General features: G+C 46.1%; 18 protein-coding genes. 2 read left to right on the forward strand and 16 right to left on the reverse strand.

Translation table 11 applies throughout. The features are described from left to right. Positions 1-30 precede the first annotated feature (30 nt). From AC4G47_RS15360 to AC4G47_RS15370, 3 genes are all read right to left on the reverse strand, one after another. Positions 31-1,437 carry a response regulator transcription factor gene (locus AC4G47_RS15360; protein ID WP_491101671.1) on the reverse strand — a complete coding sequence of 469 codons (1,407 nt, stop codon included), beginning with the start codon at positions 1,435-1,437 and terminating at the stop codon, positions 31-33. After that, a complete protein-coding gene (locus tag AC4G47_RS15365; protein WP_491101672.1) occupies positions 1,434-3,146 on the reverse strand; it encodes a sensor histidine kinase in 1,713 nt (570 codons plus the stop codon). The genes AC4G47_RS15360 and AC4G47_RS15365 overlap by 4 nt, the downstream gene beginning before the upstream one ends. 276 nt (positions 3,147-3,422) lie before the next feature. Then, positions 3,423-9,806 carry a rhamnogalacturonan lyase family protein gene (locus AC4G47_RS15370; protein WP_491101674.1) on the reverse strand — a complete coding sequence of 2,128 codons (6,384 nt, stop codon included), beginning with the start codon at positions 9,804-9,806 and terminating at the stop codon, positions 3,423-3,425. A gap of 205 nt (positions 9,807-10,011) precedes the next feature. On the opposite strand from AC4G47_RS15370, the gene AC4G47_RS15375 reads away from it, so the two are divergent. Beyond that, a complete protein-coding gene (locus AC4G47_RS15375) occupies positions 10,012-10,884 on the forward strand; it encodes a helix-turn-helix transcriptional regulator (RefSeq protein ID WP_458127023.1) in 873 nt (290 codons plus the stop codon). 257 nt (positions 10,885-11,141) lie between these two features. Here AC4G47_RS15375 and AC4G47_RS15380 read toward each other — a convergent pair whose 3' ends face one another. The 12 genes from AC4G47_RS15380 to AC4G47_RS15435 form a co-directional block, all read right to left on the reverse strand. Further along, positions 11,142-12,548 (reverse strand): extracellular solute-binding protein, encoded by a 1,407-nt coding sequence (locus AC4G47_RS15380; RefSeq protein ID WP_491101676.1) that lies wholly within the window; start codon positions 12,546-12,548, stop codon positions 11,142-11,144. 107 nt (positions 12,549-12,655) lie between these two features. After that, positions 12,656-13,501 (reverse strand): carbohydrate ABC transporter permease, encoded by an 846-nt coding sequence (locus AC4G47_RS15385; RefSeq protein WP_491101677.1) that lies wholly within the window; start codon positions 13,499-13,501, stop codon positions 12,656-12,658. Positions 13,502-13,517: 16 nt separating this feature from the next. Further along, positions 13,518-14,447: a carbohydrate ABC transporter permease gene (locus AC4G47_RS15390; protein WP_491101678.1), complete on the reverse strand. Its 930-nt coding sequence runs from the start codon at positions 14,445-14,447 to the stop codon at positions 13,518-13,520. Then, a complete protein-coding gene (locus AC4G47_RS15395) occupies positions 14,386-14,631 on the reverse strand; it encodes a hypothetical protein (protein WP_491101679.1) in 246 nt (81 codons plus the stop codon). The genes AC4G47_RS15390 and AC4G47_RS15395 overlap by 62 nt, the downstream gene beginning before the upstream one ends. After that, the gene (locus tag AC4G47_RS15400; protein ID WP_491101680.1) at positions 14,628-14,783 is read right to left on the reverse strand and encodes a hypothetical protein; all 156 of its coding nucleotides are present in this window, start codon (positions 14,781-14,783) and stop codon (positions 14,628-14,630) included. The genes AC4G47_RS15395 and AC4G47_RS15400 overlap by 4 nt, the downstream gene beginning before the upstream one ends. Next, positions 14,758-15,513 (reverse strand): glycerophosphodiester phosphodiesterase, encoded by a 756-nt coding sequence (locus AC4G47_RS15405; RefSeq protein WP_491101681.1) that lies wholly within the window; start codon positions 15,511-15,513, stop codon positions 14,758-14,760. The genes AC4G47_RS15400 and AC4G47_RS15405 overlap by 26 nt, the downstream gene beginning before the upstream one ends. A 20-nt stretch (positions 15,514-15,533) precedes the next feature. Further along, complete coding sequence (locus AC4G47_RS15410) at positions 15,534-16,547, reverse strand: CehA/McbA family metallohydrolase (RefSeq protein WP_458127016.1); 1,014 nt, start codon at positions 16,545-16,547, stop codon at positions 15,534-15,536. Further along, positions 16,544-17,014, reverse strand: a complete 471-nt coding sequence (locus tag AC4G47_RS15415; protein WP_491101683.1) for a hypothetical protein — start codon at positions 17,012-17,014, stop codon at positions 16,544-16,546. The genes AC4G47_RS15410 and AC4G47_RS15415 overlap by 4 nt, the downstream gene beginning before the upstream one ends. Before the next feature lie 211 nt (positions 17,015-17,225). Further along, complete coding sequence (locus AC4G47_RS15420) at positions 17,226-18,233, reverse strand: LacI family DNA-binding transcriptional regulator (protein ID WP_491101684.1); 1,008 nt, start codon at positions 18,231-18,233, stop codon at positions 17,226-17,228. A 303-nt stretch (positions 18,234-18,536) separates the two neighbouring features. Further along, positions 18,537-19,157: a TetR/AcrR family transcriptional regulator gene (locus tag AC4G47_RS15425; RefSeq protein ID WP_491101686.1), complete on the reverse strand. Its 621-nt coding sequence runs from the start codon at positions 19,155-19,157 to the stop codon at positions 18,537-18,539. 102 nt (positions 19,158-19,259) lie between these two features. Then, entirely contained in the window at positions 19,260-19,838 is a 579-nt protein-coding gene (locus tag AC4G47_RS15430) for a permease (RefSeq protein ID WP_491101687.1), read from the reverse strand. A gap of 467 nt (positions 19,839-20,305) precedes the next feature. Then, positions 20,306-21,397, reverse strand: a complete 1,092-nt coding sequence (locus AC4G47_RS15435; protein ID WP_491101688.1) for a stalk domain-containing protein — start codon at positions 21,395-21,397, stop codon at positions 20,306-20,308. 198 nt (positions 21,398-21,595) lie between these two features. On the opposite strand from AC4G47_RS15435, the gene AC4G47_RS15440 reads away from it, so the two are divergent. Beyond that, the gene (locus tag AC4G47_RS15440; protein ID WP_491101689.1) at positions 21,596-22,072 is read left to right on the forward strand and encodes a hypothetical protein; all 477 of its coding nucleotides are present in this window, start codon (positions 21,596-21,598) and stop codon (positions 22,070-22,072) included. Positions 22,073-22,101: 29 nt separating this feature from the next. Here the strand turns inward: AC4G47_RS15440 and AC4G47_RS15445 are convergent, their stop codons facing one another. After that, a complete protein-coding gene (locus AC4G47_RS15445) occupies positions 22,102-22,962 on the reverse strand; it encodes an aldo/keto reductase (RefSeq protein WP_491101690.1) in 861 nt (286 codons plus the stop codon). Between the last annotated feature and the right edge of the window lie 14 nt (positions 22,963-22,976).

Here is a 22,976-nt window from a genome sequence, read left to right on the forward strand (position 1 = left end):
CTAAACCAGGAAGCTGGCGGCAGATGCTCGCTATTTATTTCCTTTACTTAACTGCCGATACTCACTTGGTAGAAGCCCTGTCAGTTCACGAAAAATCCGACTGAAATATTTTTCGTCTGTATAACCTACTCGCTCCGCAATCCAGAAAATCGTGTTATTCGTATTGAGCAAATACTCTTTGGACTTCTCTACCCGGATGAACCGGGAGTACTCATTAAAGGTTTTCCCCATCAGATCCTTGAAACATTGACTGAAATAGCTTCGGCTGATGTTGAGTTGTTGGGAGAGAGCTGAAGCTGTATAGGCCTGTTCCAAATCCTGCTGTACGATCATTACGGCTTTTTTCACGGCATCGATAATCTCCTGTGAATACGAAATCTGTTCATCGGCCTTTCGAATGCCTGCAGCAGTCTGCTTGATCCATTCTTCAACCTCGTACCAGGACTCGAAAGAATGGATCATCGAGATTCTTCCAAGGGTAGTTTGGGCAAAAAGGTGGTTCCACTCCATCACGATTGAGTACAGCAATCCCATCAACTGACCTTTATGTAATCGTAATGAGTTGAACTGGTCCATAAGCTGGTTGTAGTAGCTGTCGTGGTGGGTCCATGGGGTTTGGAACCAGCTTTGTTTAATCCGGTCAAGGTCTTCATCCTGCGGTTCTTTTGAAAATGACTCTTCCTCATTCATCGAAACGGCAATGACTTGGTTATTGGGATTGTATGCATAGAATAAAGACGTCTCTGTATAATTCATAATCCAGTTTTTGATTTGCGACCATGTTCGCTCTTGTACATCAGACAAAATCAACAACGTACTTTTGGGGACTTGATTCAGGGATTCCTTTAATTGAAGGAATAGTTGATCCTCTTCGTTTTGGGGGGCTACCCACATCCAGCTATTTCGCTCAACTTCCCATTGAATCTGATTACCATGCGCAGTTAGCTCCATTGGCCACTTGTGCTCTGATTTACGATCTTGCGAAACTAGTGCATACACACTTGAATACTGGACGTTGATTTCATTGTGTGAAGGCACCTTTGTTTTCGTGCTCGTCAACCCGCTAATTCGGGTATGTATCCGATGCAGAACATGTTCGAATTGCTCTTTCTCCAGCTGCACTTTGGCTATATAGTCGATGGCTCCGAGCCTCAGCGCTTCCTGGATATAATCGAAATCCTGATGCAGTGTTAACACGACGATATGAAGTTCCGGATAGAGCTGCCTCGCAGCTCGCATCAATTCGATCCCTGACATGACCGGCATCGCAAGATCCGTTAGCATCAGATCGACCGGTTGTGATTTTAAGAAATCCAGCGCTTTCGCCCCGTTGCTTGCTTCGCCTACGACTTCCATGTTGAACTCGTTCCATGGCATCGCAGAGCTAATGCCTTTACGTACCAGCTTATCATCATCTACAATCAATACCTTAATCATGCCGAGATATCTTCTCCTTTAATAGGCAATACGAGCAGTATGCTTGTCCCTGTTCCCAATTCACTCTCGATTACCAGTTGTGCTTCATCTCCGTACTGTGCCTTCAACATGCGGTGAACGTAATTGAGTCCGATGCCCATCCCTACTTTTTGTTGTTCAGCTTCACGATTGTTCAGCAGATTATGAATGGTTTCCTCGGTCATGCCTGCACCATTATCTTGTATCATAATGTTCAATGTTGCTGTGCATGTCACTTCAATTTGAATAAAACCTTCGTCACTCAATCCATGATATAACGAATTTTCAACCAGCGGTTGCAGAATAAAGCGGGGCACAGGAATTTGAAGCACTTGTTCATCTGCAGTAATGCGGACGTCAAATTCAAAGTCATATCGAATTTGCTGCAAAATCAGATACTGCCTTAACGCATCAATCTCCTCTTCCATTGTGGACACTTGCCCTAATTTGCCCAGATTGTAATAGAGCAGCTTGTTCAACGACTGTACCAGCTTGTCGATCTCCCCTTGTCCGTTCATGACCGCCAGCCAGTGCACCGTATCCAGCGTATTCATCAGAAAGTGTGGATTGATCTGATAGAGCAGTTTTTCCACTTCCAGGTCTGCACGAATCTTCTCTTTCTGCTGCACTTCCCTGAAGAGGTCACCGATTTGATGCTGCATATTCGAAAATTCACCCAACAGAAAATCAAATTCAGGAATCTGAGTGCGAGTTCGGCTCCCTGTTGTTTGTGGATTCTTGGACATCCCATTAATTTCCGAGTGGAACAAGCCGAGTGGTTTGTAGACCATTTTCCACAGGAGCCATGCAAGAAACACCGTAAAGCCGAGGAAAAATAAAGCAACCAGCAATATTTGAAGCAACCACTGGTTTTTCTCCTGTTGATATTGAGCCTGCGAAATGACCGATACGACACTCCATTTCTGTGAGGAATCTTCCTTGAACCAGTGATACCCGCGGGATATTCCGTCCCTGGCAGGATCAGCCGTTAAGCTGGTGAAATTCTCTCCTATCTTCATGGCTTCCGGAATTTCACTGTACACAATGTTTCCTTTACCATCCAGGATGAGATGAGATAATGCCCCGTTGTATTGATTGTAGCCCAAGATATCCTGTGTAAGGCGAAAGCCCGATTCTACGTAAATGTACACGTCGTTCCTTTCAGACAGTTGTACTTTTCGCATAGCAGACAGAACGAGTTGATCATCAAATCGGTTCATACTGATATGGGGGCCATAGTACTTAATGCCATAGGTTTGGAAGAGCACAGGCAGAGAATCGGGAGATAAACGTTCCTTGATTGGAAAGTTGCCGAACTGCGTAGTACCTTCTTTTTGAAAGTAATATAGGGTCAATCCGATATTAGGATTGGTGAAGGTGACAACGCTTAACTCGTTCTTTATTTCGTCCCTGGCCTCAATCAGTTCGAAGATATCGGAGGACGGGTTCAAGAATTCATCCATTCTTTTGCCTAAAGTACCTCTGTAAGATAATTGCTGCGTAACGTGATTCAGATTGGTGATGGAATTCTCCAGTGAGGATGTCACCTGCTGTAAATTGCTACGGATGCCATCATCGATCTTATTTGCGAAAATGGAGTCAATCGTATAATAAGAAATCGCAAAGATACTGATAAAGGGGATAAACGCACTGAGAAAGAACAGTAAAAAGATTCTTTTTTTAAGTGTCATATGGACCTATTCTCCTTCTGAAAATGAAACAGCAAGCCTCCTGCGTATGGAAGCTTGCTCTGAATATACATTCAAGCGGACACGCTGTCTGTATCCTGTTCAAGTCCAATTTCCTTTCATCATTATAGTTTGATATTCAAATAAGTCAAACGCTTTCATACGGAGCGCATATAAAAAGTGCTACTCCTCAAAATGATGAGGAATAGCACTTTTTATATGCGTACCTTACTTCAGTTGTAATCACTTCTTGTTAATGGAATGCCCAAACATTTCAGTCTACTCTCGTACTGTCACATTTAATTTGTATGATCTGGTTTCCCCTGAAGAATTGCGAAGTACAGCTTCATATTCGTAGATTCCAGGTGCCCTTCCAGAGATTGCGGTAACTGCAGACTGTGCACTAGGCGTATTAGATTGCAGCGATTGTGTGTCGATCAATACATCATTTTCGTAAAGTTCATATTCGGTTGCGTTCGTTCCCCACCACAGATTCATGGTGACATTAAAGTTGCCGTCACCGTCCCAGTTGTCATTCGACAGAACCGCTTGCCCTGGGGAAGCATCTGTGACGATGACTGTCAGCGGAGCACTCATGGTCGTACCGAGTGCATTGATCAATTCCCCGGTATAGATATAGGTACCATTTTTCTGTCCAGTAATATCCACTTTAACAGACTGTGCGGTTGGGGATTGATCGACCAGAGAAATATCCTTAATCAATTCACCATTCTCATACAGTTTGAACTGATTGCCATTATTGCCCCACCACAGATTCATCGTGACCGTGTAGTCGCCGTCTTTGAGCCCTGTGTCATAACCGTTATTGTCAGATAGCACTGGAGTCCCAGGGGCCCCATTTGCTAGCGGAGTTGCTTTGTTAAGCCATTCCTCCCACTTAAGCAACACATTTGTCTGCTCATCCGTGAATACAGTTCCTCTAGCTGCCTGAACATCATTACTGTAGGATGTGAGCAGTTGACGCGCCTTTGCTCCTTCAAGATTGTTTGCTGCCAGTTGTGCCTGCTGTAACGTGTTCGCGAGCTGATCAGCTAGAACACCGGCATTAGGATCGATCGATTCATCCGCAAAGGCGTTGGTCAGATTGATCAGGCTGTCGAATGTAGCAATGACCCCAAAACTATATTCTACCGTCTGTTCCCAGCCAGCCAAGTCGGAAACGGTTGCCGTAACCTTGTTCAGGCCGGGCTCCAGTGTATATGCCCGAGTGTCCAGGAGCACACCCTCTGGTGCTTTCACACCGGATACCGAATCGGAGGCTGTATAGCCAATTTCCACGTGTTGATCAATGGTGTATTCGGTTTGACCATGAATTTCAATGGTTGGAGGTACGAGATCAATGGATATGGACAATGACTGTTCGCTCTCTTTGTTACCGTCGACATCGACGCTCCAGTAGGTGATGGTATGTGTACCTTCTTCAGTTAGGGTCAACTGTGTGCCACTCACCGTTTCGCCACCATTGATTTGATAATAGGTCCCTTCAATTTCGGAATCTTCATCGTTTGCTGTGAAGGTTACTTGTACTGGAGAAGTATACCAGTCGTTCTGCGATTCTCCTTCCACAGTTGCCGTAGTATGTGGGGCTTCCTGCTCCGGAGATTCCCCTTCCAACGTAACAAAATCTGAAAGCGGTATATTCAATTCCTTCACAAGGCGTGCCACGAGTTCAGACACCTTGATTGCACCATTCATCTGCAAATGTGTATTGTCTTCCGTTGTGCCTACCCACATGAATATCGATTTGGTTCCTTCTGTGCCAAGTTCCTGGAAATGCTCCCAACTGGCTTGGTTCAGATCGATGATCAGCGTTTCCGTTTCCTGCGCCGTTTCTTTCATCGCCTGTACGTATTCCGGGAAGCTCTTGTTCAGCACCTCTCCGGTAAAGTCACGGCGGTTCACTGGCGTGACCAGAACCGGAATCGCACCTCTCTGCAGAGCACCGTTAATATATTCTTTCAAATATACCTTAAACTGCTCGGGCGTAAGATAACGCTCCGGACGGGACGGCGTGGAATCGTTATGAGACCACTGCATGAACAGATAATCGCCTTCATGAATGTCGAGTAAAATATCGTTGAGATATCCGCCGACAAGGAAGGTCTTGCTGCTCAAACCTCCAACTGCCCGGTTATCAATACTGACTTCATTCAGATCAAAATATCCATCCAACGTTTCGCCCCAGCCTGCTTGCGGACGATAGTTCTCCGCGTAATTGGCCACAGTGGAATCACTGGCCAAATAAATAACCGGTTTATCGCTTGCACTGTGATCTGGCAGGCGCTCCAGCTTCAGCGCATTGATCTTCGGTGCATTTCCAGTGAAGTTGAAGTTAAAGACCCCATCAATCAGGGCAATGTCATATGTTATTTCTTTGAATTCGCCCTTGGCAATGGTTGTGAGCGGCAGTTTTGTCATCTGCTCCACAACGACATTTGCACTGGTCGATTCTGCAGCATCGCCCACGGTCATCGTTACCCGGTAATTAGCGGGTTCCATCTCCACCAGGAAGGAAGTTCCGTTTACCCGTGTGAAATCCTCTTTGAGCAAATCCCCGGTTTCCCGGTTCTCATCTTTGGTCAGTGCCGTATCGGCAAAGCCGTACCCGTTGCCTTCGATGTACGCTCTTTTTGCATCTACTTTGATGTATCCGTCGGCTGCGCCGCCAGAACCAAAGTCAAAATTATATTCGTTAATCTCTTCGCCTGGTTCACTTGACAATGAATCCTTCGCAACCGTTAACATATTAAACGCATGGTCAACTTGAGCCTGAGTGGCTTCCGTATTGAATATGGCTTCGGCTGCTGACAAAGCCCGATTCACCACTGCTTTCGATGCTTCTGTATATTCGGACAGATCAAGTGCTTTGATCTCATCGTACAGAGCGATTAAGGCAGTTTGATCTCCGCCCTCCGAAGGAAGCTGAGTGCCTTCAATCCGCACGTTGTCGATCTGGGTAGTCCAATTCAGCGTGCCTCCACCGCCTTTTCTCGTCCCCAGGAACCGCATGGCTCTCACGTTGTCTGCATATACGCCGGAACTCAGCCAGAGATCTGCAATCGTTTGTGTAACTGTCGGATCCGCCAGATTCGTTAATGTCAGATCCAGTGTTTTCTCGGCAAAATTAACAGTTGCATCCACATTGACCCACTGGTTCTTGGAAATCTCTGTAGCGGTTCCTCCTTCGGGTATGGCCGTATCTCCTGTGCCGTAGTCCGGATTATATGCACCGACATAATAATGAATTTTGGTGCTTCCTGTTTTGGTATACAGTGTGAAAAGGGCATTTTCGTTGGAATCCTGAATCGTGAGATGGCCTTCTGACGGATAGGCACTCACATTACCGGATTGCCAGTCAAAGTTCACGTTCACCTGATCGCCGTTTACGGCATCAAACAGACGGAATACTTTGGCCCGATTGCCTGATCCTGACCCCGCGACGGACAGCACCTTATTTCCTGACTGTTCAACAACGGTCCCCGTCATGGTTCCTCCAATACCAGTGGCATTGACCATCGCATACTGGTAACCGGCAGCGTCGCCTTCAAAATCCTCCTCATATAGCTGGACTTCCGGCTCTGGCTCGGGTTCGGAAATATCCGGGTCGATGACCAGCGATGAGATGCTCAGCTCCATGTCTTTGACCGCACCAGCAACGAGTTCGGCAATCTTCTGCGCACCATAGCTGCTGAAATGGGTATTATCGTTGATTCCATTCGGGTATATTGGATATTCACCTGGATTAGCATATAGGAACACTTTTTCCGTAGCTGTATTACCAATTTTGTCGTAGTACGCAATACTCAACTTGCTGAGATCAATCAGCGGCACGTCCTGCTCTTCCGCCACTTCTTTGGCGGCCTGAACGTATGCAGGGAAACTGACGTTAAATTCCTGAGTCACTGTATTGAAATCTCTGCGTCCAACCGGAGTGAGCAATACCGGTGTAGCACCGCGCTGTTTGGCACCGTTTACATAACGAGCTAAGTAAGTCTTGTAGTCCTCCGGTGATGCGTAACGATCCGGTATCCCTGCACTGGCGTCGTTATGACCAAAGGAAATGAAGAAGAAGTCCCCCGGCTTAATTCGTTGCAGGATCGTATCCAGACGACCGTCTACCATAAAGGATTTGCTGCTTCGGCCGCCGATCGCATCGTTCACGATGACTGCCCCATTGGAGAAATAACGTCCGAACTGCTGGCCCCATCCTTCTTGAGGAGCCTGCACTTCACTGTAAGATTGCATGGTTGAATCACCAGCCATATAGATCGTCGTTGCCGCACCGGCCGCTTTTTCCGGATATTTCTCGATGATGACGTCTTGGATGTCTATGGCTGTACCAGAGAAGAGAAGATCAAGTTGTCCATCCACTACAGCAATATCATAGGAATACTCCAGCGGTGCTCCTGCTGTCACATTCGTTACGGCGAGCTTCTGGACGAATTCGGATTTAACTCCAACGTTCGAGTCATTCGCATCATTGCCTAATCGTAGCGTCACCTTAAAGTTCGCATTGGGCAGATCAACGGCAAATGTCGTGCCTGCCGCGGCCGAAACCTGGTTTGCTCCTACCGTAATACCGTTCGTATCCGTGAACCCGTATCCCGGATCTTGTGCGTAGAGCGTATCCTGTATGTTCGTACTTCCCGCCGCAGTCTCTGTACCGAAATTAAAGCGGTAGACCGGCTCCAGCATTTCTGCTTCGCGGGTCAGCGCCAGATCGGCTTTAGGGAATGCTGTAGCTTCCGCTCCAAGATAAAAGCCGGTATGAGGCGGCTGGTTGTAGGATACATTTTGCCAGGCTACGCCAAGTCGATACACAGGGTCCTGCATCAGCGTAGGGATGCGATAGTCTGAAGGAATGGTCGTCGTGTAGAGACGATACTCCGAACTATCTTCGCTCCGCAGCAGAAGCTCCTCACGCCAGTCGCCCAGAATGTCCGCCTGAAGTGCCGGATTACCTTTGGTATGGTTGTTCGTTAACGTACCGGTCGCCCGGAAGATTTCATCGAGCTTTTTGTTTTCGTAATCCCATTTATAAATAAGCGGGGTTCCTTTGGCTGTACTGTTGTCCCATTCATGATCCAACAGCTCCCGCTGAAGATCTCCATCCCACCAGATGGCGAAATTGGCAGTTTTGGGCCCTTCGTCCACAGTATAGATAGCCTCTCCGTCAGCCGAATAGGTATGGGTTACAGGTACACTTTGCCCGTTGGTAACGCTCGTAGCCCATGATTCGTAGCCCGGATAGTTCGGATCAATGTCCGCCGACATCCCGCGACCGGTGTCGAAACCTGTTTTCTCCCCCCATATAATTTCACCTGTTGCCGCATCGCGCATCTCCAGTCCGTATGCCGCATCCGAATGCTCATGCACGCTTACGACCTGATAGCCCTCCCGGTTCGGATCGAGCTGGCCGGCGTGCATGGCGTCGCCGTGGCCGAGTCCGGTGCTGTACATCAAGCTGCCGTCATCGTCTATAGCCAAGGCGCCAAACATGATCTCGTCCTTGCCGTCATTATCGGCATCCAGCACACTTAGATTATGGTTGCCCTGAGATTGATATTGTGATCCTGCTTCGTTCGTGTCGAACGTCCAGCGCTTGACGAGTTCCCCGCCAACATAATCATAAGCAACAAGCACTGTGCGGGTATAATAACCCCTGCTCATCACGACACTTGGCTTCGTACCGTCCAGATAAGCAATCGCGCCAAGGAACCGGTCTACACGGTTGCCATAGCCGTCACCCCAATCGCTGACATTGCCTCTTGCAGGATCATAGTCCACGGTGGATACGGCCACTCCGGTCTCACCATCAAACAGCGTAAGATATTCCGGCCCTGACAGTATGTATCCGCCTTCGTTGCGATAATCCTTCGTACCGTCACCAATGATCGTACCTTGGCCGTCCTTCGTGCCGTCTGCTGTCTTGACAACAACTTCGGCCTTTCCGTTGCCATCCAGGTCATACACCATTAACTGCGTATAATGTGCTCCGGCGCGGATGTTGACTCCCAGGTCAATCCTCCACAGCTTTGTGCCATCCAGTTTGATGGCATCAATATAGACATTGCCGGTATAGCCTGCCTGCGAATTGTCCTTGGAATTGCTCGGACTCCACAGGAAGACAATTTCATATTCGCCATCCCCGTCCAAGTCAGCTACGGAAGCATCACCAGCATAATAGGAGTAGGTTCCACCGTCCTTGGTTCGGCCGTCGGCCGGTTTATCAAGCGGAATAGGCAAATAATCATTATGCCAGACCGATACAACCTCCGGCTGCATTTGCTCTTTGCCCGCAATAACGGTGGAGATCTGATATTGCGAGCTGTCGAAACCAGTAGTATCTACATAGTTCGTCACATCGCTTATGGGCGATGCGTTCACTTTGGTTCCATTTTTATATATATTGAAAGCGACATCATCTGAATCGTTGTTTAAATACCTCCAGCTTAAAAAAACGCCGTTGTCTACGAGAACCGCAACCAGACCCCGGTTAAGATATTCTGCTTGGCGACCCGGGAGACTGCTTGATGACTCTGCGCGCATCGGCGCCGGGGGGATGGCTAGTGAAATAACCATAAGGAACGCTAAGAAAGATACAAACATCGATTTCTGGATGGAACCTTTTCTTCGGACCATTGGATTAAGTCCTCCTTATCTAAAATTATTTTCTATAATCATAAGTTCGATCTGCCCTGCTTGTTGTCAAATAAGCACAACTACAGTCACCCCCCTTTTTATGTTACCGCTTACATTTATCTTACAGGTCTAAAAAAAGACAGACAATCTAAAAAATGTGACGTATTATATAATATAATTGACTTTTTTAGGAAGGAGATGAAAGATGGTTCATACAGTCTCTTATGCTTTTCGTAATGACGATACATCAATCATGACACTAGACTCTATTGGATGGCAGATCGTCTCAAGCGAGGAATACCGCTGTCCCAGTGATAATAGACCGGACCCGGGGCATGTTGTTTTTCAATACACGCTTAATGGTCGGGGTTATCTGGATATTGAAAATCAAACGATTCCTTTACCAAAGGGACATGCACTACTCGTCAAAATCTCCGGAGAACATTGCTATTACTATAAGCAAGACAATAACGAACCTTGGGAATTTATTTGGATTAACATACGCGGGGATGAAGCCAACCGAATTTGGGATATGATCCATGATAATGAGGGGCATGTCATTCTGCGAAACGCGGACTCACCCTTGATTCAAGAGTTATGGCAAATCATCCATTTGATACATCAAGAGAAAGTTACGGACAAGTATCGCTTGTCCATGCAAGTCTATCGGTGGTTGCTTATCTTAGTGCAGACGAGTCGGGACGCTGAGAGAGATATCGGTGCCCTTTCAATAACAACGATCGAGAAATGTAAAAAGTTCATCCGAGAGAATTATGCATCCCCGTTGACGCTGGATCTGCTGGCCAGCCATTGCGATATCAATAAACACTACTTGTGCAGGTTATTTCAGAAATCGGAGAAAACATCACCGCTAGCCTATCTCAAAGACAGACGGATTGAAGTTGCAGTCCGACTACTCCGCACGACGGAACTTCCGATTTCCCAAATTGGACAACAATGCGGCTTTGAGAGTCCCAGCTATTTCGGCAAAGTTTTTCGGCAATATATGTCCATGTCACCCAAAGAATATCGCATGAATAAGTTAGAGTTTCCTTACGAGGCCATTTATTATGAATAGCCAAACTCGCTGTTTGCTAGTAATCTGTCTTAGTCTAAAATTAACGTGGAATAATTGTTAAAGTTTCAACTGCATGTGCTCATTATTTAGGTATGTGCCTAATCGAATTGGTTTGGACATGCACTTGTACCGATAAAATAAAAAAGCCGCTATAATAGCGACTTTCAGTGGGACTATGTTCTTGTCCTTCGACATACTTGTTCAAGTCTCGGGGTCTGTCATGACCTCAATTCTGTACACTGCTTGCAAACGTCGCATTACTGCTGATTAGCCAACCATTTAGTGCTTTCTTCCTGAGCCCTCTTCAATCCATCTGCAGCACTCAGTTTCCCTAGCAGAACACGTTCTACATTTTCTGACAGAATATAGCGAGGTTGCCCGGAACGGTATGGATAGCGTGGTGTCCACAACTGTCCCATCGCTTTCAGAATAACATCCATCTGTTCGATTTCCTTCACAGAGGACCATTCTGCAGCAGTCTTGATGACAGGCATACTCTGTGAACGCTGTTCATCCCACATGTATTGCTGGAAGAAATCGCTGCCGCTGAATTTCAACCATGCCCAAGCCAGCTCTTTATTGCTGCTATTCTTACCAATTGCGAACGGGCTGCCAGCGAACATTCCACCCATACCCTTTTCCTGATTCTTGAACAGCAATGCCGCTTGGTAGCGGTCTTCCAGCCCAAAGGTAGCCAGAGTGTTAACAAAGCCCGGAGCTTCTCGAAGATTAATCGCAATGTTGTTATTCTCCATCAGGAAGTTCTCGGAACCTTGTCCCGCCATTACACCTTCTGGCGCATATTTAACTGCTTCCTGTAACCAGCCGAGCGATCGAACCATGGTGTCAGTGTCGAAGTTCAGCTTCATGTCTTTCCACAAAAATCCTGTACCCCACTCTCCGCCCAACGATTCGTTAAAATTCATTACTGTGTCAGCTGCGTCTTGCCCTTTGAAGGTCAAACCATAGTTCTGTTCGCCTGTCTTAGGATTCTTACCTGTCATCTTGGCGGCTTTCTCCATCACTTCCTCAATCGTCGGAGACTCGGACAGGTATTCCACACCCCAATCGTCGAATAACTGACGGTCATATACAATAATTCGTGTATCCCCGATAAAAGGCATTCCATAAATCTCTGGTTCCTTATCGTCCGGCCCCATGGCCTTCCACCCATCTACCTGTCCATTTAGATAATTCCCCAGATCATAATTGTCTTTCTCGATATAGGATTGGAGCGGTTCCAGCAATCCTTGTTCAGCAAAAGTAGCAATTCCGGGGACCTGATAGACATCGGCTGCTCCCGACTGAAGCATCGTCTGTGTCTTCTCGTTATAATTATCCCAACCCATGAGTACAAATTCAATGGATGCATTGGGAAATTGTTTCTCGAACTCCTCTTTCAGCACATTCACACCCCTGGCGGTTTTACCTGAGATTGGATCAGTCTTGTCGTCCAACGAGAAATCGCCTACGAGTTGCACTTTAAGCGTTCCGGACAATGCTTCATTCACTGCTGACACCACCGTATCGGTTCCAGTAGATGCAGGTTTGTTATTCGCGTCAGTTGCATTGCTTGAATTACTGTTGGCTCCGCAGGCACTTAGAATCATAGTAGACGCCAGCAGCAGTGGTCCTGTCAACTTCATGATTGATTTTTTCAACATGGTTAGCTCCCCAACTCCAATTCTAATTTTCTCGAAATTTCCTCTTCCTTACTTTCCAATAAAGGGCTGTTCTCTTTAATGCTCTGTTGATTGTCACTCTCTGGCTATCACTCTCCCTTCAAACCGCTAAGGGCAATACTGCGAATAATATATTTTTGGAAAAACAGAAACACAAGTACGATCGGTAGAATGCTCATTGCTGCAGTAGCCATCGTAACCCCTACCAATCGGCTACCGTTCTCTGATGAGAAACTGGACAGAAACAGAGGCACCGTTTTCAAATCCTGATCATTGATCACAACGAGCGGCCACAAGAAGGAGTTCCAGCTATCCTGAAAGGACAGGATCGCCAGTGTCGCTGTAATGGGTCCAGCCAGAGGAGCGAAAATACGGATAAAAATCGTGAACTCACTGGCCCCGTCGATCTTGGCAGATTCTCGCAACCCTTCAGGGAGACGATCAAAATACTGCTTGACCAGTACAATGCCAAGCGCATTGATGATTGCCGGGAATATCAGAGGGTATTTGGTGTTAATCATACCGAGATCATTAAACATGCTGAACATCGGGATCAGTCTTGTCTCAAACGGAATCATCATCGTAGCCAGAACGGTAAAGAACAGCAATTTCTTACCCCTGAATTCCCCTCTGGAGAAGGCATAGCCAGCCAGCAAGGCAGAAGACACACTGAGTATGACACTGAACAATGAAATAATTGCTGAATTGGCATAGGCCTTGAACAGTACCCCATTCTCGAACACCAGCTTATAGTTAAATGTAGAGAATTGTTCAGGAATGATTCGCGGGGGAAACGGAATAGCTACATTACTGCTTCTTTCGAAACTGACACTTATCATCCAGAGAAAGGGATACAGCATAAGCACTCCCAACCCAAGTAGGAGCAGAAATAATACTCCATTGGACAGTCTCCCTTTTCCTGTTGCGCTTAACATGGTACAAGTCTCCTCCTTATATTTTCATCTTCGTAACTTTGATATTGATATAGGTGAAGACCAGGATAAATAGGAACAGGATGTAAGAAGCCGCAGAGGCCAGGCCATACTCATGGCCACCAAAACCTCGCTCAAATATGAATCCGACAACGGTATGCAAAGATCGCGCAGGACTTCCCTGCAAGCCACCGAGCATGTAAGCATCGGAAAACCGTTGTAGACCACCGATCCAACCGATGATAAACAGAACCGTCAAACTGCCAAGCATATTCGGCAAAGTAATGTGCAACCATTGCTTAAAGCGTGATGCACCATCGATAGAGGCTGCTTCGTAATAGTCGTTGGAGATTGCTTGAAGATTGGCAAGATTAATAATAATAACGAAGCCTAGCCAGTGCCATATAGAGAGAATGATCGCACTCCACTTGGCAGAGAGGGGCTGTGACAGCCAGATGATCTTCTCGAGGCCCATCAATTGTAAAGCATAGTTGAGTGGACCGTCAGGATGAAGAACAGCCAGGAAGACGGTAGCAGCTGCAACAATGGAGGTGACATTTGGCAGATAGAACAGCACCTTGAAGAAATTGGAGCCTCGCCGCAAATTATTAATCAGACAAGCAATGATGAAGCCTAGCGGAATAGCAAGCAAAAGCTGGAAGACGGTAATATAGAGCGTATTGTACACGGAATACCAGAAGGTCCCTGACTCCAGTACGCTTACGTAATTCTCCAGACCAACAAATCGCTCATCGATCCCTTTGGTGAAGCTGAGCCGCAATGACTCGGCCAGCGGATAGATCATGAACAGCACAATGCCAAGTATGGTGGGAAGAAGAAACAGATACCAAGCAAGTGAGGATTGCCGGCGAATTGCCTTTTTGCGTTTACGCAGCATGCGTTGGTCGAATACGCCTGTCGGTGTAGCCGTTGACATATGGTCTGACAAAGAACTGTCCCTCCCTTCCTTTACATTTCAGAGTTATGAAAACTTCCGGCGAAGAGATCGCACGTAGAATAGGCTCAGGAGACAAAAACAGCACGATACTGACTATAACACCGAGTAGCAGATTCGCTACTAATGCAGTTCGGGCAACGTAATCCGCCTCAGCCCGTTTCCCCGAGCCACTCAACTGGCTGATAATAATCCGGTTCCAATGGTGGCAAAGCCGAACAACAGATTAGTTGTAGACAGCAATTGCGAGACTGTACCTACGGCAGCAACGGTAAGATCGGAATAATTGCTAAGCATTAACGTATCAATGGTGAAGATTACCGTCTGCATCATTTGGCTCAAAAAGATGGCCAGGCCAATCCCAGCCGGGTGAAGGATGCAGGAGTGCTCTCAGCGCTGTAAAACTCTTCACCTCGTAGACAGACACGGCATCTACACCCATGTGCATATACTTGATAAACAAATTTCTGTCCTCCGGCAAGGTATAGATCCATACATGCAGCCCGTGATAGTGAGCCTGCTCAATCAGATATGGCCGACAGCATTCATAGTGGAGGTTCACACCTCTGAATCCCGAATCAGACGCTCGCTGGCATAGCTCCGTCACTTGCCCCCGGTAGCTTGTTTCGTCAAGCTCATGAAGATTCTCCGGCAGATTCCACATGACATATCTGGAATATTCAGAACCCTCCATCTGCCGTGTGGCCCCTGTGAACCACACCTGGGTCCATGAATCTGTCTCCTTTACAACAGCTATCGCAGCCGCTGTTGCCTGCTCTGTTTTGAGGTCTAGATTAAAGGTAATGGGCAGTTGATTGAATCGGGTTAATACCCGTTTCAACGTCTCTGGCTGCTGTCCCGTTTTCGTTAGTTGCACATAATTCATCTGATTAAGAGGTGGCTCATCATCATGTTGGAGAACAGCCACATGATCTTGTGTTACTCTGACATCTACTTCTATAATATGAGCGCCTGCCTTCATACCGACTTCGCAGGATTCAAGTGTATTCCAGCTTGTCCCTTCGCAACCTGTATGGGCGATCAGCTTCGGATATAGCATCGTTATCCCTCTTCTGCATGTTATTCTTCTATCTGATGCCTGTTAGCGAAATATATCGCGTTGGTGCAGGCGAGAGTTGTCAGGATTCCCTCGATCGTGCCGAATAGCCGCACACGAAGCCATACCAATCCCTCGATTGTCAACATAATAGGCAGGCCGTTATATTCGGAGGCTGGTACTTTGGCCAACTCTCCCAAGTTGGAATCAACGATAATCAGATTCCCCTCATCGGCCCCCCAGGGACGCTCGGGCTGGGATGAGTGTGTAATTCGGACAGTGAGTCCGACAGTAGGATTAGCCTTCCTGATGGTTAAGGGGACCTCTTCTCCGAGTCCGTATTGTTCAGTGCCAAGAGCAAGACTGGCTTCCAGTAAAGGGCCCATGCTTAAGCAGATCTGTCCCTTCTTGATGGCAGAAATAATGGATGCGATGGAATGAGGCTCTGGTGTATCATGCACACCGATATACGTATAAGCGGACAGACTGTCCCCCGGATCAGATCTGTGCCAATCACGTCCGGCTGTAGCGGATATCCGATACCCTTTGTTTAACAGTTCGGTCCATTGTCTGAAAGCAGGTATATTATGATTCTTCATTGGAGGCATCGTCTCATGCCATACTTCTATATAATCAATTTGATTCCAATCCTTTACGGGGTAGTCCCAGTGACAGCCTGTACAGATTGGACTGCCGAAGCTATAGGGATGAGCGATCCCAACAATGCCTCCCTGCTCATGAACACGAGCAATGCCCTTATGAATGTCGTGCGGCCCTAGATCTCTCCATTCGCAATAGGGTGCCCCGAGGGTCAGCATATGACCGTAGAACGTTGTCCACTCCATACCCGGAATGATAGTAATGCCTGTCTGATTGCTGACAGCTTCGGCATCCGCAAGTCCCGATATGGTGTTGTGGTCTGTAAGCGCGATACCTTTGAGTCCAAGCTTTGCAGCACTCTGGCACATCTCCAGAAGAGAATGTGTTCCATCACTATGAGGCGTATGGGTATGAAGTTCGTATGGAGTCCATTTCATCTTTCTTTCCCCCTCACTAGTAATTCATAGCAGCAATCTGGCGTAACAACACAATGCACGCTGATTGTCACCTTCCATACGCCGGAAGGAATCTCCCCGGCGATGAACCCGGGAGACGTCTTGCTCTCATCCTGACAGATCACATGCTGCTGTTCCGGATCATGCCGATGCGCAGAGCCGCGAAAACCCTTGGGACTATCCAGAGATAATGTCAATAAGTTCTGTAAAGGATAAAATTTCTCCCATTCTTGCTTGTGTAATTCAATCCATGCCGGATCGGAGTATGTCTCAATAGCTTCCAAAATAAGTGGCTGTGAGGCTTCCTTGTCTAACCATGATTTGGGGGCATAGCTAAATTCAATCTCCAATGAAGATAAGTGGGGATCCAAGTGAAACTGGTACGTAATATGTGTTTTAGAGCTGAGCGGATTGAGCTTCCCTTCAACGGCGATAATATCCCTTTGCATTGCCAGCGTCTCCTTTGTATGTATTATAATTTTCTTGTATGGTATCGTTACCAGAACAACTCCATTTACTACTTTAATTAATCCTTGTTAATTCTAATACTGCTTTTTTGTCGACTTGTATCAAAAGTATTTGGTTGGATACCCCACATCTGTCGGGATACAAAAATACAGACCCGTCAGCTTGGACGGATCTGTATTTTTGTATCCTATGTTATAATCTTCTGCAACTTGCCCTTTCCATGATTCGGTGCGGTAGGTAGATGTCTCCACAATTCTTTTGATTAGGATTTTCAATTAAGGCGTGCAGATATTCCAGTGAAGTCCTACCGATTTCCCAGGCTGGTTGCTGCATTGAAGTAAGAAGTGGCCTGACCGCTTCGGCAATCTGGCTGTCATCAAATCCCATGATCGAAATATCATCAGGAACCCTCAGTCCATAATCAAGCACACAGTTCATAGCACCTACAGCCATATCGTCACTGGCGGCAAATACAACGGTAGGGAGCTCTCCCTGCTCCAGAATTTCCTGCATCATGATTCGTCCACTTTCCAGCTTATAGTTACCGAATTTGATGTGATCAGGATTCAGTGGAATGTCGAATTTGCTTAAAGCATCTACATAACCTTGATAGCGGTCGTGACCTGACGATATATCCCGTAGATCGCCGCCCAGGAAAGCAATTCGGCGATGACCGAGACCGATTAAATACTCGGTGGCATCCAGTGCCGCCCGATAATCATTGATTAACACAGAGAATCTACCTGGTAGTGGGGAGCGAACACAGGAGAATAGGATCGGTATTGAAGCGCTCTCAATAAAAGACAAAATACGATCATCCACTTTCTGGTGCATGATAATGATTCCGTCGACCCGCATCTCCTGGACAGCCTGTAAATACTTGAACTCCTTCTCTAGATTCTCCGCGATGTTACAGACAATCAGATTATAACCATACTCGCTGGCGCTTTCCTCGATACTGCTTAATATTGTGGAGCAGAAATAATTCCTGAGGTCTGGAACGATAATCCCAATTATATTGGTCTTCTGTTTTTTTAGACTGCGTGCAATATGGCTTGGGGAGTAATTTAATTCCTCGATCGCATCGTTTACCTTGTCAAGGATACGTTGGCTTATATACTTCTCTCTATTCAAGACCCGGGAAACACTTGTAACAGAGACTCCAGCACGCTCGGCTACATCTTTTATGCTTGCCCCCAAACTATCACTCCTTAACCAAATCAATACGGATTTGCAGAAGCATAATGAAGCCGCCTCTGCTGTACAAATCATTTAGTACATAGAGATTACACATCCTCTATTATACAGTCTTACGTAACAAAGTGGAGTGATGTGTTATTTTCCAAAAAAATACTTCTTTATATGCAGTAGCAAGAAGTGCGCCTTGGCTTTTACAGCTAATTGATATCCTTCCCTTTGACATAGCGGGCTAAAGAGAAGTCAGCTTTGTCCCAATTCAGTTTTTGAATAAACAATAAGCAGCAATTGGAATGCAGGTGAAGATCAAATATTTGATGCGGCTATGCCTTTAAGTAAGACCTCAAACGTATGCTCAAAAGTGGGCCTGAGCCGCTCCATCAGCTGCTCTACCGGCTCCTCAGAGCCAGCATAAGCAGATATCATCCCGTTAAGCGTAAAAAAGTAAATCCGTGAATACAACAATGAACGTTCAGGTCCGGGATTATTGCCCAGACAATCCGCAATAACTCCGGTAAGTTTGGCGAACATGCTGTTTCGCAGTTGATTAAGTTCCATCTCCGGCGAAGGCTCATCTACTCTTACGGACTTCACATTGAAAAATAAACTATACATATTACGGTTAGCCAGACAAAATTCAATCATTGCCAGACTCAGGGCCTTCAGTTGGACTTCAGGATGCGGCTCTCTGGCGATCAGCTGATCAATACACTCAAGCAGAGACAACAGTGGAGGCATGGATAGTTGATGAAGCAACACTTCCTTATCTTTAAAATATATGTATATTGTTGTATGTGAGCAACCTGCCGCCTTGGCGATCTCCCGCATGGTAACTGTATCATACCCCCGGTTAGCGAATAGCTTGCCTGCTGCTTGCAGAATTTTTTTTTTGGTTTCGGCTGATCTTATTTCCTGCTTGGAAGCCATCTATCCAGCCACCTCGTCAGCTTTGGAGATTCGACTGTCCAGCCAACCGCAGAGGACTGTGAAAACTAACATGAAAACAATGAAACTCATGGCGGTACCCCCTTAGAATAAACCTGTTACATCTGAAATCAACGTTACCATAAGAGCAGTCCCCAGCACAACCGACGAGAGCAGGGCAGCCCTTCTTCCTCGCCCTGCAGCGGCGGTCTTAAGGGCAGAACGGGAATACATTATAATCCCTACAAGAATCAATAGAAGCTCCAGTAGAATAGCCAACCAGGTGAACTTCCAGACTCCTAAACCAAGAAGAGGCAGACCTCCCCAATTGCCAGGCAGCAGAACCATGTCTGCACGGTGGACCACAACGTCAAGAATCCAGTGACTGAACACCACTCCGCTCAGGATCTTCCCTGCTCTTGCCCCCCACAACCTTCGCCCGGCCAATCCGGCCAATAACGACAGCAAAAGAGCTGCAACCAGAGAATGTGAATAATCTGCATGAATAATCAAATTCCCGTAACCACCACCATGCACAGTCTCATCCATAGTCTCCATACCACTTAGCAGCAGAGGTACGAAAGCCAAATCAAGTAGCTGTGTCCCAACCATAAAAGCCCACAAAGGAACCTCAGGCACCTTCGATCTTACAGCGGCGGCTAATCCAAAATGTCCGGCTAACATTCTTCACTCTCCTATGCATATATTATAACCGATGGTTAATAACCACTGGTTATAATATATGCGCCAAAGTTATAGTTGTCAATATAAAGCCAGCATGCAGAAGAAGGTTATATCGGACGGTCGTGCTTCCAAATTCGAATTGGCAGAGCAGAATGCCATCTACGACCGGTCGATTAATTCGATAATCAATGCAAACATAGCAGTCATTCCTCCCTGCTTTCGCAATATCATGCAATGCTTCCATCGTTCTTCAATCGGAGTGTTTTTCAGATTGTCCTCTGTCATTAAAAACTATCCTGCCCATACAAGAACAAGAACTTGATCCCTTAAAATAAAAAAAGCCGCTAAAATAGCGACTTCCTCGGGGACCATGTTCTTATCTTCAACAATGACACCAGCTTATTCAGTATGAAATTTAGGTATACCAATAATCAGGCTGCGTACTTAAATAAGTCAAACTCTTTCCCTCATTTGAACTCGGAATAAGGAATAATAAACTCTGGCATTCCTTCAGCGAAGGAAGTATATTCATATTCCGTGAAATAGATAACGATACCGTCATGGGTTAGGTAATAATCTCGATCAGCTTCGATCGTCTTAAATGGAGTAGCCAACTCCAATCCGCGATGATTGATGTGATCTGTGATTTGGCTGTTAATGATAGAGACATAATCGGCATTACCTGCCGCATCCTTCAACGAAATTGGATCACCTGTTACAAGATCGAACGTGTAAGGAACCCTCGTCGTAATTCCATGCGCTCCCCCCATATAAAGATCATAATCCACATACAGGCTCAATTTCCCATTCTCGTTATACATAACTGTAAATCTGCCATCGAGGCTCGGTTGCCGAATTTCAGCCTTTGGATTCTTGATTAGTAATTGATTATTCGCTTTTACGACTGTATCCATTTCCTTCGATCCCGCCGCAATGTGCCTGTCGGTCTCCTGCTTCAAAAAGGCGTTGATCTTATCCTGTACTTTCTCTTTTGCATAGCCCTTAATTACCGGATAGTAGACGAGCAATGATTTGCCATCTCCGTCGGCACCGATCTCCTCCGCTTGAACCTGCAAGTCGTTTTCCTTAATCGATTGAATACCGACCTGCTTTGTACTATTCTGATATGAAATTACATAGCCCATCCGCTCCAGTAGGAAACGAAGTGGCAAATAAGTTGTATTGTCGTGGAGAATGACTTGAGGTCCAAAGACCGGTTGTCCATTCAAACGAATGGTATTATTAGAGAGATTAATTTGAAGCGATCGTCCATTTCCCAACATTTCAACGAGTTGATTAGTCTTATTGAAATTGGTGGTTAACCCTAGAGCTGTATTTAGGTTCCTAAGAGCGATATAGGTCGATCCATTTTTATTAATCGTACCAATGCTTGATTTCTTTCCTTCAATGCTGAACGGCTGTGCGGTAACTTTATATTTGGAAACGGAAGCAGCGGCTACCGGATGGCCCTCGGACATGAAGTATGCCATGGGCGATGCCAGTAATGCTGTCATAATTGCACTTACAATTAACTTATTTCTCTTCTTGTTTCTATTCATTTTTTTCTTACATCCTTTCGGGATTCAAGTTCATTTTCTTTCTAGCTTCTTAAACGCAAGTTTATAGCAAAAGGTTTCAAAGGTACCGAGCTGCGTATGTAAAATAAGCTATTCATCAACATGGGACTTGATCGTCAGTACTGTGCTATTCTTAATGATACAAGGAAGTACAACGAAACTGGAGGAGGCAAGACATCCATGAAATCCAAACGAGCAATAATCGATCGAAGAAACGCCGAGCGTCGGATTCGTCGGGAACAGAAAAAGAATCCACCCGGACCTTTCTTCAAGCTGTTCGACTGGGTCTGGAAGATCATATTTATCTTATTCCTGTCATCTCTTTCTGTCGTTGCCTTCTGCCATTGGTTTTTGCGCACGGGTTCTGGTCCGGGAGGATCAAATCTCATCGCTTTCACTGCTGAACGAATGGCTACTTTAATGCTTTTTATAATGCTGGCCACTGCCTGCATAGTCGGTATACGAGCTATGATTAAGTCAAAAGATAACTCTTCCAGCAGAGATTCCAAACATCCGGACGGAAAACGTTTGATCATAATGAAAATTATTGTTTTTCTGTTCTTTGTAATCGTTATGATCATTTCAATCATTATCTGCTGGGCGCAGCTGAAAGTTTTATTGAAGATTGGGAAACTATTGTTATTGTCTTTAGGTTGATCGGGATGCCCTTTAATATAACAGGGTTATCAGTGAATAAACAGTTTCATCAAATTTATATAAATCGGGTTGATCATGTAGCCATTTGGGCTTAAGGAATACCTCTTACCTGTGTCCAACCGCCGTATATGTTCCACGTCCTCCTCATTCAGTTCAAAGTCGAATATTTCGATATTCTCTTTAATCCGTTGAGGGTTCGTTGATTTGGGGATGACCATAATTCCGCGTTGCAGATGCCAGCGCAAAATGACTTGCGCAACCGACTTCTGATGGCGAAGTGCAATTGCGGCCAGCTCCGGATGCTCCAGCAGCGCCTTGTTTCCCTGCCCCAACGGTCCCCAAGCTTCATGTAGAATTCGATGTCGAAGCATATAATCATGTAATTCGTGTTGTGGGAATTCCGGATGGGTTTCGATCTGATTAACCATCGGCAAAATTCGGGAATTCTTCTTGAGATGCTCCAGATGATGGATCTCGAAATTGGCTACACCTATAACTTTAATTCTACCTTCGTCGTATAACTCTTCCATCGCCTTCCAGGCGTTCACGTAATGAGGACCGGCGAAATGAATCATGTACATATCGAGATACGTTACGTTCAGCTTCTGGCAAGTCTGTTCGAACGCCCTTTTCGTCGCATGGTACCCGAGATCTGTCGTCCACGCTTTGGAGGTAATGAAGAACTCCTCCCGGGGAATGCCGCTTTTTTGAATGACTCGGCCTAGCGCTGCTTCATTTCCGTAAATTTTGGCTGTGTCGAAATGGCGATAACCAATTCGAATAGCCTCTTCGACAGTCCTCTCGAAAATTTTCCCGTCTTTGATCTTATACAGGCCGAACCCGAGTTGAGGAATGCCGACTCCGTTTGCCGCTTCGACTGTCCGATTCAATCGCAACGCCCCCT

Source organism: Paenibacillus sp. Negev47 (assembly GCF_058313655.1).